Consider the following 16121-nt stretch of genomic DNA (forward strand, 5'->3'; position numbering starts at 1 on the left):
TAACCGGCTCTCTTTGTTTTCAGAACTCTAATATATCAAGCAGTTGATAATATTGCATTATCATCCCTTCGTCGACACCGCCTTGGCGGTTGGCATGGGGGTTGCATCGTAGTGTTGCGGTGCAATCAACCAGCTTGGGAGTGTTAGGCATGAGGGGTAATTTCTCGACAATTACAAAAATGTTTTCGGCGAGCGTGGTCGCGGCAGGCCTGTTGATGTCCATGCCCGCCAAGGCGGCTGACGACACGATCAAGGTCGGCATTCTCCATTCGCTGTCGGGGACCATGGCGATTTCGGAGACGACGCTGAAGGACGCCATGCTGATGCTCATCGACGAACAGAACGCCAAGGGCGGCCTGCTCGGCAAGAAGCTCGAAGCCGTCGTCGTCGACCCTGCTTCCAACTGGCCGCTGTTCGCCGAGAAGGCGCGCGAGCTGATCTCCAAGGACAAGGTCGCGGCGGTGTTCGGCTGCTGGACCTCGGTCTCGCGCAAGTCGGTGCTGCCGGTGTTCTCCGAACTCGACAATATCCTGTTCTATCCCGTCCAGTATGAGGGCGAGGAAAGCGAGCGCAACGTGTTCTACACGGGTGCCGCGCCGAACCAGCAGGCAATCCCGGCGGTCGACTATCTGATGAGCGAGGACGGTGGTTCGGTGAAGCGCTGGGTGCTCGAAGGCACCGACTACGTCTATCCGCGCACCACCAACAAGATCCTCGAGGCCTACCTGAAGGCCAAGGGCGTCGCGGCGGAAGACATCATGGTCAACTACACGCCGTTCGGCTTCTCCGACTGGCAGACCGAAGTTTCGGCCATCAAGAAATTCGGTTCGGCCGGCAAGAAGACCGCCGTGGTGTCGACCGTCAACGGCGACGCCAACGTGCCGTTCTACAAGGAACTCGGCAACCAGGGCATCAAGGCCGAGGACATTCCGGTCATGGCCTTCTCGGTCGGCGAGGAAGAACTTGCCGGTCTCGACACCGCGCCGCTGGTCGGCCATCTCGCCGCCTGGAACTATTTCGAGAGCGTTGACACGCCCGAGAACAAGAAGTTCATCGCCGACTGGCACAAGTTCATCAAGAACGACAAGCGCACCACCAACGACCCGATGGAAGCCCACTATATCGGCTTCAACATGTGGGTGAAGGCGGTCGAGAAGGCCGGCACCACCGATCCGGACAAGGTCATCGACGCCATGATCGGCGTTTCGGTCCCGAACCTGACCGGCGGCTACTCGACGATGATGCCGAACCACCACATCACCAAGCCGGTTCTGATCGGTGAAATCCAGGCCGATGGCCAGTTCGAGACGGTTTCGCGCACGCCGGGTCTGGTGATGGGCGACGAGTGGTCCGACTACCTGCCTGACTCCAAGGACTTGATCTCCGATTGGCGCGCGCCACTGTCCTGCGGCAACTTCAATGTCGCCACCGGCAAGTGCGGCGGCAAGGGCACGAACTGATCCTCCCAGGGCTGGACCTTCAGGTCCGTGCCCCGCAAGCGCTCCGGGCGGGCTTCGTCCTCCAGTCCGCCCGGGCGCGAAATCAACCTTTCAGGAGCTGCCTGAAGCCAATGAACCTGTTCCGTGCGATTGGCCTGACACTGCTGGTCCTGCTGGCGACGCTGTCGTCATCGGGTGCAAGCGAAGCCGATCTGCGTGGCATCATCGCCAAATTCGCGACGGCCAAGGGCTTTTCGGAGATAGGGGCGGTCGTTCACGAACTGGCGGCTACAGGCGACCCGGCGGTCGAGCGGCCGCTTGCCGCACTTGCCGACGGCAATCTCTATATCCGCAAGGCCGATTCCCTGGTCTTTGTCGGCAAGGAGACTGGCGACAGCGTTGAACTGCTCGACCCGCTAAGTGGCGAGAAGTCGGCCGACGCCGCCAAGGACGACATCACCAAGATCAAGGTCAACAACACGCTGCGCCGCGTCATCCGCGATGCGCTCGGCACGCTGACGCTTGGCGCCAAGGACCCGGCCGTGCGCATCGCCGCCGCCGACACCATGTTCAAGACACCCGATGCCGCAAACATCGAGCCGCTCGACGCCGCGATCGCCAAGGAGACCGTGGCAAGCGTCAAGGCCCTGCTCGAACAGGCCCGCGCCGCCTCCGTCCTGGTCTCCGACCGGCCGGATGCCGACAAGCTCGCCGCAATCGCGCTGATCGGCGCACGGGGCGACCGCGACGCGGTTTCGCTGCTCACCTCGGTCGAGGCGAACGCCCCGGACGCGGTCAAGGAAGCGGCGACAGCGGCTATTCGCAACATCAATTCGACGCTGGCGTTCTGGGATGCCGGCCAGAACATCTGGTACGGCATTTCGCTGGGCTCGGTCTTGCTGCTTGCCGCGATCGGGCTTGCCATCACCTTCGGCGTCATGGGCGTCATCAACATGGCGCATGGCGAGATGGTCATGCTCGGCGCCTACACCACCTTCGTCGTCCAGCAGGTGATCCGCACATCATTTCCCGGCCTGTTCGACTGGTCGCTGGTGATCGCCCTGCCGCTCGCCTTCCTCGTCGCCGCGCTCGTCGGCCTGGCAATAGAGCGCGGCGTCATCCGCTTCCTCTATGGGCGGCCACTGGAAACGCTGCTGGCGACTTGGGGCGTCTCGCTGATCCTGCAGCAGGCCGTGCGCAGCATATTCGGTCCGACCAACCAGGAGGTCGGCAATCCGTCGTGGATGTCGGGCTCGTTCAATGTCGGACAGCTTGCGATCACCTGGAACCGCCTATGGATTCTGGTTTTCGCGCTCAGCGTCTTCGCGGTGCTGCTCTATGTGATGAAGCGCACGCCCTGGGGGCTGCAGATGCGCGCCGTCACCGCCAACCGGCGCATGGCCGCTTCGATGGGCATCAGGACGCCATGGGTCGACGCGCTGACCTTCGCGCTCGGATCCGGCATTGCCGGTATCGCCGGTGTCGCGCTCAGCCAGATCGACAACGTCTCGCCCAATCTCGGCCGCGGCTACATCATCGACAGCTTCATGGTTGTCGTCTTCGGCGGTGTCGGCAATCTGTGGGGCACGCTGGTCGGCGCCTTCTCGCTCGGCATCGTCAACAAGTTCCTCGAGCCCTATGCCGGCGCGGTGCTCGGCAAGATCGTCGTGCTGGTCCTGATCATCCTGTTCATCCAGAAGCGCCCGCGCGGCCTGTTCGCGCTTAAGGGCAGGGCGGTGGAAGCATGATCACCGGACGCTTCTTTGCCGCGGGCGCGGATCGCCGCATCGCCATCACCATCTTCATGCTGCTGGCGGTGGCCCTCATCGTGCCGCTGCTCAATCTCGTCGTATCGCCGACGAGCGCCTTCTATGTCCCACCCTACATCGTCGCACTGACCGGCAAATATCTCTGCTATGCGCTGCTTGCCTTGGCGCTCGACCTTGTCTGGGGCTATTGCGGCATTCTTTCGCTCGGCCACGGCGCCTTCTTCGCGCTTGGCGGCTATGCGATGGGCATGTATCTGATGCGCCAGATCGGCTCGCGCGGCGTCTATGGCAACCCCATCCTGCCGGACTTCATGGTGTTCCTGAACTACAAGGAATTGCCGTGGTTCTGGTACGGCTTCGACCATTTCTGGTTCGCTGGCCTCATGGTGCTGGCCGTGCCCGGCCTGCTCGCCTTCGTCTTCGGCTGGTTCGCCTTCCGCAGCCGTGTCACCGGCGTCTATCTGTCGATCATCACCCAGGCGATGACCTATGCGCTGCTGCTCGCCTTTTTCCGCAACGACATGGGTTTCGGCGGCAATAACGGCCTGACCGATTTCAAGGATATTCTGGGGTTCAACGTGCAGGCCGACGCGACGCGCTCGGCGCTGTTCGCCGCCAGCGCGGTGACGCTCGCGCTTGCCGTCTTCGTCACCTGGGCGATCGTCGGCTCCAAATACGGCAAGCTGCTGATGGCCGTGCGTGACGCCGAGAGCCGCACGCGCTTCCTCGGCTGGCGGGCCGAGAACGTCAAGCTGTTCGCTTTCACTGTCTCGGCCGTCATGGCCGGCATAGCAGGCGCGCTCTACGTGCCGCAGGTCGGCATCATCAACCCCGGCGAATTTGAACCGTCCAATTCGATTGAGGTGGTGATCTGGGCGGCCGTCGGCGGTCGCGGCACCATTGTCGGACCGATCATCGGTGCTCTGCTCGTCAATGCCGGCAAATCCTGGTTCACCGGTGTGTTGCCGGAATTCTGGCTGTTTGCGCTGGGCGGCCTGTTCGTCGCCGTCACGCTGCTTTTGCCCAAGGGCATCATCGGCATGTGGGATTCTGGCGCGGCAACGCCAGGGCGTTGCGAGCGGCATCCGCCGCCGAAGAAGCCGGCACGTATGTCGACCCGGCGCCACCGAAGATCGTCCGGGCAGCAGCAAGAACGCCAGGCGAATGGTCTTCGTCCAACCCCGAACCACAGCCGGCGGAGTGAGGGGCATGTCGAAGAGCAACACCATCCTTTACCTCGACGGCGTCTCGGTCTCGTTCGACGGTTTTCGCGCCATCAACAATCTGTCGCTGGTGCTCGACAAGGGTGAGATGCGCGCCATCATCGGCCCCAACGGCGCCGGCAAGACGACGATGATGGACATCGTCACCGGCAAGACGCGGCCCGACGAGGGCGAGGTGTTCTTCGACGGACAGGTCGACCTCACCAAGCACGACGAAGCCGAGATCGCCATGATGGGCATCGGCCGCAAATTCCAGAAGCCGACCGTCTTCGAAAGCCACACGATCGAGGAGAACCTGATGCTGGCGCTGAAGGGGCCGCGCTCGATCTTTCCGGCGCTGTTCCACCGGCGCTCGGCCGCGGAGGCGCGGCAGATCGACGATATCCTCGGCATCATCCGGCTAGGCGACAAGCGCGACGAACTGGCGGCCAATCTCAGTCACGGCCAAAAGCAGTGGCTGGAGATAGGCATGCTCCTGGCGCAGGACCCGAAGCTCCTTCTGGTCGACGAGCCGGTTGCCGGCATGACCGATGCCGAGACCGAGGAAACCGCACGGCTGCTCAAGGACATTGCCCGTGACCATTCGGTCATCGTCGTCGAGCACGACATGCATTTCGTGCGCGAACTCGGCGTCAAGGTCACCTGTCTGCACGAGGGTTCGGTACTGTCCGAGGGCACGCTTGATTTCGTTTCGGCCGACGAGCGCGTCGTCGAAGTCTATCTGGGGAGATGAGCATGGTGTGGCGGGTTCAATTCCATCGCTTCGATCTGTCCTTCCTGAGGTTCTGGAAAAGGCGCTGACATGCTCGAAGTTTCGAACGCCACGCTTCACTACGGCGCCGCCCAGGCGCTGCGTGGCGTATCGCTGAAGGCGGGCGCCGGCAAGATCACCTGCGTGCTCGGCCGCAACGGGGTCGGCAAGACCAGTTTGATGAGATCGATCGTTGGCCACCATCGGCTGACGAGCGGAAGTGTTGCCTTCGAGGGGAAGGCGCTCGACCGGAGCGCGGCGTATGACCGCGCCCGGTCGGGCATCGCATTCGTACCGCAGGGCAGGGAGATCTTTCCGCTGCTGACGGTGCGGGAAAACCTCGAATCAGGTTTCGCGCCGCTGAAACGGGCCGACCGCAATGTGCCCGCCCATGTCTTCGAGCTGTTTCCGGTCCTGAAGCAGATGCTGGGTCGCCGCGGCGGTGACCTTTCCGGCGGCCAGCAGCAGCAGCTCGCTATTGGCAGGGCATTGGTGATGCGGCCGAAACTGCTGGTGCTCGACGAGCCGACGGAAGGCATCCAGCCGTCGATCATCAAGGATATCGGCCGTGCCATCCGCTATTTGCGCGACCAGGCCGGCATTGCCGTGCTGCTGGTCGAACAGTATCTCGATTTCTGCCGCGAACTCGCCGACGAGGTGAACATCATGGACCGGGGGCTGATCGTCCACACTGGTCCGGCGGAAGATCTCGACAGGGCGGACGTTCGCAAATTCCTGACGGTGTAGTCCGTCTGGTCGTCACCCGCGCGGTCGCGCCCCAATCTTTCTTCAAAGACCCCCGCGCAACTCTGGCACGTCGACCGTGGCGTGTTAGTCTTTATTTGGCCTTGGTGAGTCGGCCGCTTTCCGTATCAGTCTGGTTGGTTGCAGATCAGGGGAAGGTGCAGGCTCCAGCCGGCAAGTTCCACGCAAGCAAGGCTCCCTAGCTTCCCTCCTGCGATCTGTTGGTCGTTCAACGCGTTTGGGCACACAGGCCAAGGGACAGCCATGGAACGCTATGTCGAAGATTACCAGAAGCGGCGGCTTACGGAGCGCGTCGATATCATCACCGCCATCAACATATTGAGGTCCCAGGGGTACGACTACGACGAGCTGATCGAGGAAATCACCAAGGTCTTCTATGTCGACCTCGATGCCTTCAATGAAGTCGTGATGGCGGCGTAGAAAGCGCTTCGATCTCATTGTATGCAACAGATAACCGGCGCTCGTCCGCCTGCGGCAAGCCAGTTGTTTGAACCAGATGCCCTCTGGTCAAGGATCAGCCTGCCGGGGTTCTGTGCCGAAAATCAGGCCGGCAATGGTTGTTGAACAGGCGGCGATGGAGTAGCCGGCCATCCTGCACGCTGGCATGATCCTGTCCTCGGCATGAGGGATGCTTTCGGTCTTCTAATCGCCGCTCCGGTGCTTTTCAATTTGGTATGTCAGCCAGCGGCAGAACATTCCAACGATGGAGAACGCTGCGCCGCCAATCAAGCAGGCGGTGAGCAAAGCGCTTTCCGAAGCGCTTGACCAACTCACGATGGCGAGCAGGATTACGCTCGCGGTAGAGATCAAATAGCCTACCCCCTTCAGTAGGTGCAGAGAAGCTTTTGTCATGCCTGGACTCTCCTGAGGGGCCTTCTTCTTCGGAACATTCTTTGCGTTGTGAAGTTCCATCGCCTGCCGCCGTGCGATGCGAATAGCAACGAAATCTCGCGAAGATGGGGGCTTAACCGAGAAGAGGCACCTGGATGCCCAATTTTCTGAAGCTGCCGGCAACCACGAAGGGCCTCGTTCGAGTGGTGATCGAAACTCCACGTGGCGCGATGGCGAAACTGGCTTTCGAGCCAGAAACGCAGATGTTCGGCTATGTCCGTCCCTTGCCGGTTGGAATGATGTATCCTTACGATTGGGGCTTCATCCCTTCAACGTTGGGTGAAGATGGTGATCCTCTCGACGGGCTTGTAATCCATCAGGCAGCAACAGCCCCCGGCGTGGTGATCAAATGCAACCTGCTAGGTGCCTTGCGCGTCAAGCAGAAGGACGAAGGCGGCGAGGTCCTGCGCAACGACCGTTATGTCTTCTGTCCGCATAGGGAGGATGCTTCCGACGAACTCGTTGCAGCGGATCACGTTCGAGAGGATCTGCGACGTGAAATCGAGCAGTTCTTTGCCTCGTCGGTGCTTGGGACCGGCAAGACCATCAAGTTCAAGGGCTGGCAAAATGCTGCGGAAGCTCGCAAGGCCATCAAGAAGGGTATGAACGCTTTTTCAGCGCGCCGTTGAGTTGAACGCAGGTTGAATTTTAGCCTGCGGGCCATGAAGTCGTTCATGCCGGATGCCGAGCGATCAGCTGTTCCAGCTGCCCTTGAAACGCGTCGGCGCTGACCGAGACCTCGGAATGAAGGTCTGCCTCCAAATTTTGCCACGCGTCATCAATCCACGCGGAACCGTTCGTCGCGTCGCAGGTTGCAACAGTCTCACACGACAGGAGATGCAGCCATGGATCACATCAACCACGTACGCCTTTCCGGCAATGAATTGACCTCCGAGATGCTCGACGGCGCGACCATCTACGGCGCCGACGACGAGAAGGTCGGCACGGTCTCTCATCTGCACGGCAGCCAGGTCGTCATCGATGTGGGAGGCTTCCTAGGCATTGGGGCAAAACCCGTTGCTGTGCCCGCCAGTCAGTTGGACTTCATGCGTGACGAGGCCGGCGATGTTCACGCGGTTACCACCTGGACGAAGGATCAGCTCAAGGACATGCCAGAGCATCAGGATTGAAGATCAATAAAGGCTTGGCTTCGGTCGGCCCCGATGTCGGCCCCGATTTTGTGAAGACGACAGGAGTCCGCCATGCAAATCATTAGAACCGAAGTCAAGAATGCCGCGGCACCAGATGGTCGGTCCGTCCGTCGCGTCCTGTTCTACGGCGAGGGCAGTGAATGTGTCACCGTGGACATGGCTGGTGCCGACGGAAAGAGCGAGGAGGACGCGCTGACTCGTGCCAGGGCGATCCTGGTTCAGACGGCTACGTTCGGCCTTGCCGCTAACGACTATGATGCGAATAGCAATGGCAATTTTGATGAGCTTGCGGTCACGGCGGCAAGCGACGGGAATGGTGATGCGTATATCTTTGAATATCGCGACGGAGACACCATCCGACGGATACCTCCGTCCAGGATGCCAAACCTTGATGCCGCCCGGTCGGAGGCAATCCGCTGTGCAGTCGATCTCCTGCTCGACTTGCAGACCGGCACGGACGATTTGTCCGGTTGGCTGGTTCGCGTATTCAGCGAAAACGGCGAGCTCCTCTGTGTGGTTGACGTGGCCGAGGCGCAAGCGGCCAGGCAGGGAAGCCAGCAGCGCATGGCTGGCGGAGACCAGCCGTGGCCGCGCGAGGGTTAGTTCACGGACCTCTTGGCGAAAACTGCCTGCATGTCTGCGTCGACATGCAGCGCCTGTTCGGCGTGGGCGGGCCTTGGGCCGTGCCATGGGCCGAGAAAGTGGTACCGGCCATAGAGGAACTGGTGGCCAGGCAGCCGGAGCGAACACTTTTCACCCGCTTCATTCCCGCCCAGCGTCCGGGCGAGGGTCCAGGAATGTGGGCGAGCTACTATCGTCGATGGGCGGAGGTGACGCTTTCACGTATCGATCCAGGTCTGATCGAGCTCATGCCTCAACTTCGACGCTTCGTGCCACCGGCCAAACTTGTCGACAAGCACGTCTATTCGCCATGGACTGAAGGGCAGCTCGACGCCCTGCTGCATGGCTCAGCCATAAATACCTTGGTGATTACGGGAGGTGAAACCGATGTCTGTGTGCTCGCCACAGTACTTGGCGTCATCGATCGTGGCTTCCGCGTTGTTCTCGTCACCGACGCCATCTGCAGTTCCGCAGATGAGACGCACGACGCGCTGATGGAACTCTATCGTTCGCGGTTCAGCGAGCAGGTCGAGGCAGTGACCATGCGGGAGGTCACGCATAATTGGCGATAAGATCGAAGGCCGCCCCTCTAGCCCGCGCGGCGCAATGCCGAGGCGGTGACCCGGTTGCGGCCGCCGCGCTTGGCCGCATAAAGCGCCTTGTCGGCGGCGCTGAGCACTTTGTCGAAGCTGAGGCCTTCCTTGGTGCCGAAAGCAAATCCAGCGCTGACCGTGCATGTCAGGGGGCCGGCCTCGGTTTCGATGCGATACGCGGCGAAAGCTGCCCGTATCGCCTCGGCGGTGGCCTCCACCGTTTCGGGCAAGGTCCGTTTCAACACCAGCGCGAATTCCTCGCCGCCCATGCGTGCTGCGACGTCGGTCGGGCGAAGATTGGCGGCGAGTTCGCCGGCAAATACCTTCAGGACTTCATCACCCGCGGCGTGGCCAAATTCATCGTTGACGGCCTTGAAGCTGTCGAGATCGAACACGACCACCGCGGTGAATGCGCCGACCGGTGCATTGCCATGCAGATCGAACAAGGCGCGGCGGTTGAGCAGGCCGGTCAAGGGATCGGTCAACGCATTGCGGCGGTGATGTCCGGCCAGGCGTCCCTGATTGAGCGCCAGCGACAATGCGCCAATACCTGTCATGCTGGCGATGACAATGATGAGGCTCAGATCCTCGGCCCAGTTGCTTGGGGCATGTCCAAGAATCAGTCTGCCATCCCATGCCAGAACCGCCGCGCACAGTACGAAGGATATGGCCGTGGCCGAATAGAGCGCGGCGGCACCGATCGCCAGGGCAGGGGCCTCGGCGCGCCCCTTCCAGTACTCGGCGGCCGTCGCGAACAAAAGCAGCGCGGCGAACATGTTCTCGAACATGAAGCCGAGACCGTCATAGCCTAAAGCCATGGGCGGCAGCGTCACCGCAAGCGCAATGCCGCTGCCCATCAGGATATGTGGCATGGGTGAGCCGCCGCTTCTGAACTGATGGGCGGCGCCAAGCATCATCGAGAAACCGACAAGCAGCAAGGTGAAGGCGGCCAACCCGAGGATGCGTCCGGGCGTGGCGATATAGGCGTCGTAGGTGAAGACGTCGCCGACCACCAGCAATGCGCTGATCGCCCATGTCAGCAGGAACTTCTCCGTGCGAGCGGTCAGCCACGTACCGAACAACGTCAGGCTCAGGCAGGCAGCCGAAAAACCAACTGCCAGCAGAAGTGAGTTGTAGTCGAGCGACATGCCCCTTGTTCCTTGCCCGCGGCGGTCCCGGATATGCGACTTGGCCGCGCTGGATTCATGCAGCAAGGAGGTATCGATAAGGTTACGATGAGGGCGACGATGCGCGATTCCGCGGCGTCAAAGCATCGTACCCAAAAGGGGCACCGGTTTTGGATCCGATGCTCAAGACAAGAAGTTGAAGGGCAGCCGTCCCGCCCTCTAGCTCACGCGTTTCATCAGCGCCATCGCCCCGAATGGCGCACGCACCTTGCCTTCGGTGATGAAGTAGACGAACACGTCGCGTGGCTGCACGGGCGCCTCGGTGGCGGGATCGGCGCGCGGCAGGTCGGCTGGCACCTTGCCCTCCGCCCATGTCCTTGCGCGTGCCGCCCACTCGTCGAGACCTTTCGGCGTGTAGCAGTCAGGGTTGTCGTCGCTGCCGGTCTGCAGCCGGGCATAGATGAAATCGCCGGTGACATCGGCGATTGCAGGGTATTTGGCATGGTCGGCATAGACGATCGCGACCTTGTATTTGCGGGCAAGCGCGGCGAATTCCGGCACGATGAAGCTGTCGTTGCGGACCTCGACCGCATGGCGCAGCGCAACCCCGTCCTGCTTTGCCGGAAGCAGTTTCAGAAAGGCTTCGAAATCATCGGGATCGAATTTCTTGGTCGGCGCGAACTGCCACAGGATCGGCCCGAGCTTTTCGCCGAGTGCGGCAACGCCCGAGCCAAGGAAACGCATCATCGATTCGCCGGCCTCGCCGAGCACGCGGCGATTGGTCACGAAGCGGTTGCCCTTCAGCGCATAGACGAACCCGTCCGGCGCCTCGCTTGCCCATTTGACGAAGGTAGGCTCCTTGAAGCTCGAATAATAGGTGCCGTTGACCTCGATGCTCGGCACTTGCCGGCTGGCATAGTGCAGTTGCTTCGCCTTGGACAGTTTCTCGGGATAGAAGGACGTGTCCCAGGGCTCGAAGGTCCAGCCTCCCATGCCGGCGCGGATTGTTCCCGATTTGCTCATGGACTTCTCCTCCAATATGTTTTCGCTAGGGTATTGCGTTGGTCAAATTCGATCCGCAAAGGGCTATTTCGATTAGGCGGGCGGCTGCCAATCCGCTGGAAAGATTGTCGGGGTTCCTGAGGGGTAAAGGCTTTTCCGCAGCCGCATAACGCGAAACTGATTTCCGTCCTCGACGATGTCGTAGAGAGCCTTGATCGGCTGATAGCGTGCGCGGCGATAGTCGTGCAACATGACGATCGTATCGGCGTGACATAGCAGTGTCGCCATGAACGCGCATTCCATCCGGCGCCGGCCGTCAATGAAGATGAAGTCGAATTTGCGCTTCAGGCTGAGCGGCCAGGTCGAATAGTTGAGTTCCGGATCGCGGTCGCCGAGCTTGGGGCCCTGGAGGTCGAGGCAGATCGGATGGAAACCGCTCCACTGCGGCAACTGCGGCAGGAGTTGATCGAGGAAGGACTGGTTGTCGTCGATCGAAAATAGATTGTCGACGGCGAGCTGGTTCCTCAACTCAAGCATCGCCAGCGTTGTGTGGCCCGTGCCCCATTCCAAATAGGCTCGCGTCTCCGGCCTAACCTGATGCAGCAGGATGCGTTGGAATTCGGACAAATAGTCGGCGCCGTAAGCATGCGACGAGCGGACAACGCCACCTAACACCAACTTGTTTTCCATAGGACCTTCTTGCGGCATTCACATCGCCTTCGCCATGTCGACGAGCATCCATCCTGGCCGGTAGGGATTGGGCCGGCGACCCGTCTCGTGGAAACCGTAGGCCAGATAGAGCGCGATGTTCCGCTCCATCCTGGCATTGGTGTAGAGGCGTACCTCGGGCAAGCGCCACAGGCGGGTCTGTTCGTCCGCGTGCTTGAGCAGCGCGATGCCGAAGCCCTTGCCCTGAAATTCTGGCGCGACAGCCACGGAGAAGATCATCGCGTGATCATCATGCCGCTCGAGCGTCAGCAGTCCAGCCAACTCGCCGCCACTCTCCAAGAGCCAGACCTCGCCGCGTGCGATGCGTGGCGCATAATCCTCGGTGACCGGGATCGGCGGCGCGCCAAACAGTGCGGAATAGGGGGCATAGGCCGCTTCCGTCAGCGAGACGACAGTCTGGAGATCACCGGCAAGCGCTTTTCTGATGGTCATTCAAAAAGCTCTCCAGGCGCCAGCCGGTCCGACCATCACTCCGCCGCTTCGCGCTTGCCTCCGGGGCGCCGTTCCAGAAGCTCCTTGAGGAACTGGCCGGTGTAGCTGCGCTTCTCGCGCACGATGGCTTCCGGCGTGCCGGACGCCACCAGTTCGCCGCCACCATCGCCACCTTCGGGACCGAGGTCCAGCACCCAGTCGGCGGTCTTGATCACCTCGAGATTGTGCTCGATGACCACCACCGTGTTGCCCTGGTCGACCAGTTCGTGCAGCACTTCCAAGAGTTTGGCGACGTCGTGAAAATGCAGGCCGGTGGTCGGCTCGTCCAGGATGTAGAGTGTCTTGCCGGTCGCCTTGCGCGACAGTTCCTTGGCGAGCTTGATGCGTTGCGCCTCGCCGCCGGACAGCGTCGTCGCCTGCTGGCCGATATGGATGTAGCCAAGACCGACCTGCTTCAGCGTATCGAGCTTGTCGCGAACGCCGGGCACGGCGGCGAAGAAATCGACACCTTCCTCGACCGTCATGTCGAGCACGTCGGCGATCGACTTGCCCTTGAACAGGACGTCGAGCGTCTCGCGGTTGTAGCGCTTGCCGTGACAGACGTCGCAGGTGACGTAGACGTCGGGCAGGAAGTGCATCTCGATCTTGATGACGCCGTCGCCTTGGCAGGCCTCGCAGCGGCCGCCCTTGACGTTGAACGAGAAGCGGCCGGGCTGATAGCCGCGCGCCTTGGCTTCGGGAAGGCCGGCGAACCAGTCACGGATAGGCGTGAAGGCGCCGGTATAGGTGGCCGGGTTGGAGCGCGGCGTCCGTCCGATCGGCGACTGGTCGATGTCGATGACCTTGTCGAGAAATTCGAGACCCTCGATGCGGTCGTGCTCGGCGGGATGTTCGCGCGAGCCCATGATGCGGCGCGACGCGGCCTTGAACAGAGTCTCGATCAGGAAGGTCGACTTGCCGCCGCCCGACACACCGGTCACGGCGGTGAAGGTGCCGAGCGGGATTTCGGCGGTCACGTTCTTCAGATTGTTGCCGCGCGCGCCGACGATCTTCAGGCGCCGGTTCTTCTTGGCCTCGCGTCGCACGCCAGGCGTCGCCACTTCCAATGCGCCCGACAGATATTTGCCGGTGATCGAATTGGGATTGGCCATGACCTGCTGCGGCGTGCCCTGGGCGATGATCTCGCCGCCATGGATGCCGGCGGCCGGACCCATGTCGACGACATAGTCGGCATGCAGGATAGCATCCTCGTCGTGCTCGACGACGATCACCGTGTTGCCGATGTCGCGAAGGTGCTTCAGCGTGTCGAGCAGGCGGGCATTGTCGCGCTGGTGCAGGCCGATCGACGGCTCGTCCAGAACATAGAGCACGCCGGTGAGGCCGGAGCCGATCTGCGAGGCCAGGCGGATGCGCTGGCTTTCGCCGCCCGACAGCGTGCCGGAATTGCGCGACAGCGTCAGGTAGTCGAGCCCGACATCGTTGAGGAAGCGCAGCCGCTCGCGGATCTCCTTGAGCACGCGCCCCGCGATCTCGTTCTGCTTGTCGTTGAGCGACGCCGGCAGGTCAGTGAACCACTGGTCGGCCTTGCGGATGGAAAGCTCGGTGACTTCGCCGATATGCTTGCCAGCGATTTTCACGGCCAGCGACTCGGGCTTCAACCGATAGCCCTTGCACACCGGGCAAGGCGTGGCCGACATGAAGCGCTCGATTTCCTCGCGCATCCAGGCGGATTCGGTCTCCTTCCAGCGCCGCTCGAGATTGGGGATGACGCCCTCGAAAGTCTTGGTCGTCTTGTAGGAGCGCAGGCCGTCATCGTACTGGAAGGTGATTTCGCGCTCGCCGGTACCGCGCAGGATGGCTTCCTGAGCTTCAACCGTCAGGTCCTTGAACTTGTCGCCGAGCTTGAAGCCATAGGCCTTGCCGAGCGCTTCCAGCGTCTGCGCATAGTAGGGCGAGGTCGACTTCGCCCAGGGGCTGACGGCGCCATCGCGCAGCGAAACGTTCTCGTCGGGCACGACGAGGTTGGGATCGATGGCGCGCTGGCTGCCGAGGCCGTCGCAGGTCGGGCAGGCGCCGAACGGGTTGTTGAAGGAGAACAGGCGCGGCTCGATTTCCGGAATGGTGAAGCCGGAGACGGGACAGGCGAATTTTTCCGAGAACAGGATGCGCTCATGCGTCTCGTTCTTCGACTTGTTGACCGAATCCTCGCCGGTCTGGCTGGCGTCGAGCGGTTTGTCGGCGAATTCGGCCACCGCCAGCCCGTCGGCCAGCTTCAGCGCCGTCTCGATGGAGTCGGCGAGCCGGGTCGCCAGATCGCCGCGTACGACGATGCGGTCGACGACGACGTCGAGGTCGTGCTTGTACTTCTTGTCCAGTGCAGGCACGTCGGCGATCTCATAGAACACGCCGTCGACCTTGACGCGCTGAAAGCCCTTCTTCTGCAGCTCCAGCAATTCCTTGCGGTACTCGCCCTTACGGCCGCGCACCATCGGCGCCAGGATGAACAGGCGCGTGCCTTCCTCGACCGCCAGCACGCGGTCGACCATTTGGCTGACCGTCTGGCTTTCGATCGGCAGGCCGGTAGCCGGCGAATAAGGGATGCCGACGCGCGCGAAGAGCAGGCGCATATAGTCGTAGATCTCGGTGACGGTGCCGACCGTCGAACGTGGGTTCTTCGAGGTGGTCTTCTGCTCGATGGAGATGGCGGGCGACAGGCCATCGATCTGATCGACGTCCGGCTTCTGCATCATTTCGAGGAATTGCCGCGCGTAGGCCGAAAGGCTCTCGACATAGCGGCGCTGGCCTTCGGCGTAGATGGTGTCGAAGGCAAGCGACGATTTGCCGGAACCCGACAGGCCGGTCATGACAATCAGGCTGTCACGCGGCAGGTCGAGATCGACATTCTTCAAATTATGTTCGCGCGCCCCGCGAATGGAAAGGTACTTATGGTCGGCCATCGCCGGTCGCCGCCTCAAATCTGGAATTCATGGGATTGGCGGGTATCTCCCGGCCATCCCCTATGTAGGTCTTTTTGCCGCCACGTCGAGAGACGCCACAAACTCTCGATCAGAAGCGTTTAACCGTCTTTCGCGCGAAGGGGCAAGCAGAAAGAACAAAGGCCGAACATGCTCCTGACAAAAGCTGTGCATGCCACGTTGGTCGGCGGGCCTGGCGATCACATTTTTCGCAATCGGCTATTGAACGGTTGACGTCCCCGACTCAGGGGAGCAAAGTTCAAAGGGTCAACGAAGCCGGCCGTCTTTCGATGGCCTCGCCGCCCAGAGGCGGCCTGCGAGACGCCGCAGGCATTTGCGATTTGCGCTTCGGGACGACAACGACGCAACGGACAAGGAGCGGAGCATGACGCCACCGGACAGTCCCTTGAGGCTCCACGTGTCGCTGGAGCCGCGGCAGGCATAAGTGCCAGGGCCAGGCGTTTGCGCCGCCCGACAAACCGTGACCTGCCATATCCCGCAAAAATCAGAGACTGCTAGTCGGATCGTCGGCTGAATGCCGCGAAGCATCCGAAATCAAACGCCGGCAGTACACTCCCGGCAAAATATGGATTTTAGATCCAGAAAAGCCCCGTCCGATGCTCAAAGCACGGCGGGGCTGTTTTTTTGTGCGG

Annotated in this window: 15 protein-coding genes and 1 pseudogene; 10 read left to right on the forward strand and 6 right to left on the reverse strand. The window is 61.5% G+C overall.

Features of this window, described 5'->3' with window-relative positions; all coding sequences use genetic code 11:
• The first annotated feature begins 149 nt into the window (after nt 1–149).
• The 6 genes and pseudogenes from urtA (at nt 150) to AC56QQ_RS17565 (ending at nt 6367) form a co-directional block, all read left to right on the forward strand.
• The gene (urtA, locus tag AC56QQ_RS17540) at nt 150–1460 is read left to right on the forward strand and encodes an urea ABC transporter substrate-binding protein (protein WP_489861672.1); all 1311 of its coding nucleotides are present in this window, start codon (nt 150–152) and stop codon (nt 1458–1460) included.
• A 110-nt stretch (nt 1461–1570) separates the two neighbouring features.
• Nucleotides 1571–3187, forward strand: a complete 1617-nt coding sequence (urtB, locus tag AC56QQ_RS17545; RefSeq protein WP_497122818.1) for an urea ABC transporter permease subunit UrtB — start codon at nt 1571–1573, stop codon at nt 3185–3187.
• Nucleotides 3184–4412 (forward strand): annotated as a pseudogene (urtC, locus tag AC56QQ_RS17550) (urea ABC transporter permease subunit UrtC). Before urtB ends, urtC begins: the two are co-directional and overlap by 4 nt.
• A 5-nt stretch (nt 4413–4417) precedes the next feature.
• Nucleotides 4418–5164, forward strand: a complete 747-nt coding sequence (gene urtD / locus AC56QQ_RS17555) for an urea ABC transporter ATP-binding protein UrtD (RefSeq protein ID WP_256750362.1) — start codon at nt 4418–4420, stop codon at nt 5162–5164.
• Nucleotides 5165–5233: 69 nt separating this feature from the next.
• On the forward strand, nt 5234–5929 hold the full coding sequence (gene urtE, locus AC56QQ_RS17560; protein ID WP_056576776.1) for an urea ABC transporter ATP-binding subunit UrtE: 696 nt from the start codon (nt 5234–5236) through the stop codon (nt 5927–5929).
• Nucleotides 5930–6190: 261 nt separating this feature from the next.
• Nucleotides 6191–6367: a hypothetical protein gene (locus AC56QQ_RS17565; RefSeq protein ID WP_489861668.1), complete on the forward strand. Its 177-nt coding sequence runs from the start codon at nt 6191–6193 to the stop codon at nt 6365–6367.
• 222 nt (nt 6368–6589) lie between these two features.
• Here AC56QQ_RS17565 and AC56QQ_RS17570 read toward each other — a convergent pair whose 3' ends face one another.
• Nucleotides 6590–6799, reverse strand: coding sequence for a hypothetical protein (locus AC56QQ_RS17570; RefSeq protein WP_497122819.1), 210 nt, complete (start codon nt 6797–6799; stop codon nt 6590–6592).
• Between the two features lie 134 nt (nt 6800–6933).
• On the opposite strand from AC56QQ_RS17570, the gene AC56QQ_RS17575 reads away from it, so the two are divergent.
• From AC56QQ_RS17575 to AC56QQ_RS17590, 4 genes are all read left to right on the forward strand, one after another.
• Complete coding sequence (locus AC56QQ_RS17575; protein WP_497122820.1) at nt 6934–7467, forward strand: inorganic diphosphatase; 534 nt, start codon at nt 6934–6936, stop codon at nt 7465–7467.
• A gap of 216 nt (nt 7468–7683) precedes the next feature.
• Nucleotides 7684–7968, forward strand: a complete 285-nt coding sequence (locus AC56QQ_RS17580) for a PRC-barrel domain containing protein (protein WP_497122821.1) — start codon at nt 7684–7686, stop codon at nt 7966–7968.
• Between the two features lie 72 nt (nt 7969–8040).
• Complete coding sequence (locus AC56QQ_RS17585; protein ID WP_497122822.1) at nt 8041–8592, forward strand: DUF6894 family protein; 552 nt, start codon at nt 8041–8043, stop codon at nt 8590–8592.
• Nucleotides 8574–9182, forward strand: coding sequence for a cysteine hydrolase family protein (locus AC56QQ_RS17590; protein ID WP_497122823.1), 609 nt, complete (start codon nt 8574–8576; stop codon nt 9180–9182). Before AC56QQ_RS17585 ends, AC56QQ_RS17590 begins: the two co-directional genes overlap by 19 nt.
• A 17-nt stretch (nt 9183–9199) precedes the next feature.
• Here AC56QQ_RS17590 and AC56QQ_RS17595 read toward each other — a convergent pair whose 3' ends face one another.
• From AC56QQ_RS17595 to uvrA, 5 genes are all read right to left on the reverse strand, one after another.
• Nucleotides 9200–10351, reverse strand: a complete 1152-nt coding sequence (locus AC56QQ_RS17595; RefSeq protein WP_489861662.1) for a GGDEF domain-containing protein — start codon at nt 10349–10351, stop codon at nt 9200–9202.
• A 198-nt stretch (nt 10352–10549) separates the two neighbouring features.
• Complete coding sequence (locus tag AC56QQ_RS17600; RefSeq protein ID WP_497122824.1) at nt 10550–11353, reverse strand: DUF72 domain-containing protein; 804 nt, start codon at nt 11351–11353, stop codon at nt 10550–10552.
• 72 nt (nt 11354–11425) lie between these two features.
• Nucleotides 11426–12022 (reverse strand): hypothetical protein, encoded by a 597-nt coding sequence (locus AC56QQ_RS17605; RefSeq protein ID WP_489861660.1) that lies wholly within the window; start codon nt 12020–12022, stop codon nt 11426–11428.
• Between the two features lie 18 nt (nt 12023–12040).
• Nucleotides 12041–12493 (reverse strand): GNAT family N-acetyltransferase, encoded by a 453-nt coding sequence (locus AC56QQ_RS17610; protein WP_497122825.1) that lies wholly within the window; start codon nt 12491–12493, stop codon nt 12041–12043.
• Between the two features lie 35 nt (nt 12494–12528).
• Nucleotides 12529–15450, reverse strand: a complete 2922-nt coding sequence (uvrA, locus tag AC56QQ_RS17615; RefSeq protein ID WP_497122826.1) for an excinuclease ABC subunit UvrA — start codon at nt 15448–15450, stop codon at nt 12529–12531.
• Nucleotides 15451–16121 lie beyond the last annotated feature (671 nt).

It is taken from the genome of Mesorhizobium sp. RCAM 05099 (assembly GCF_059683685.1).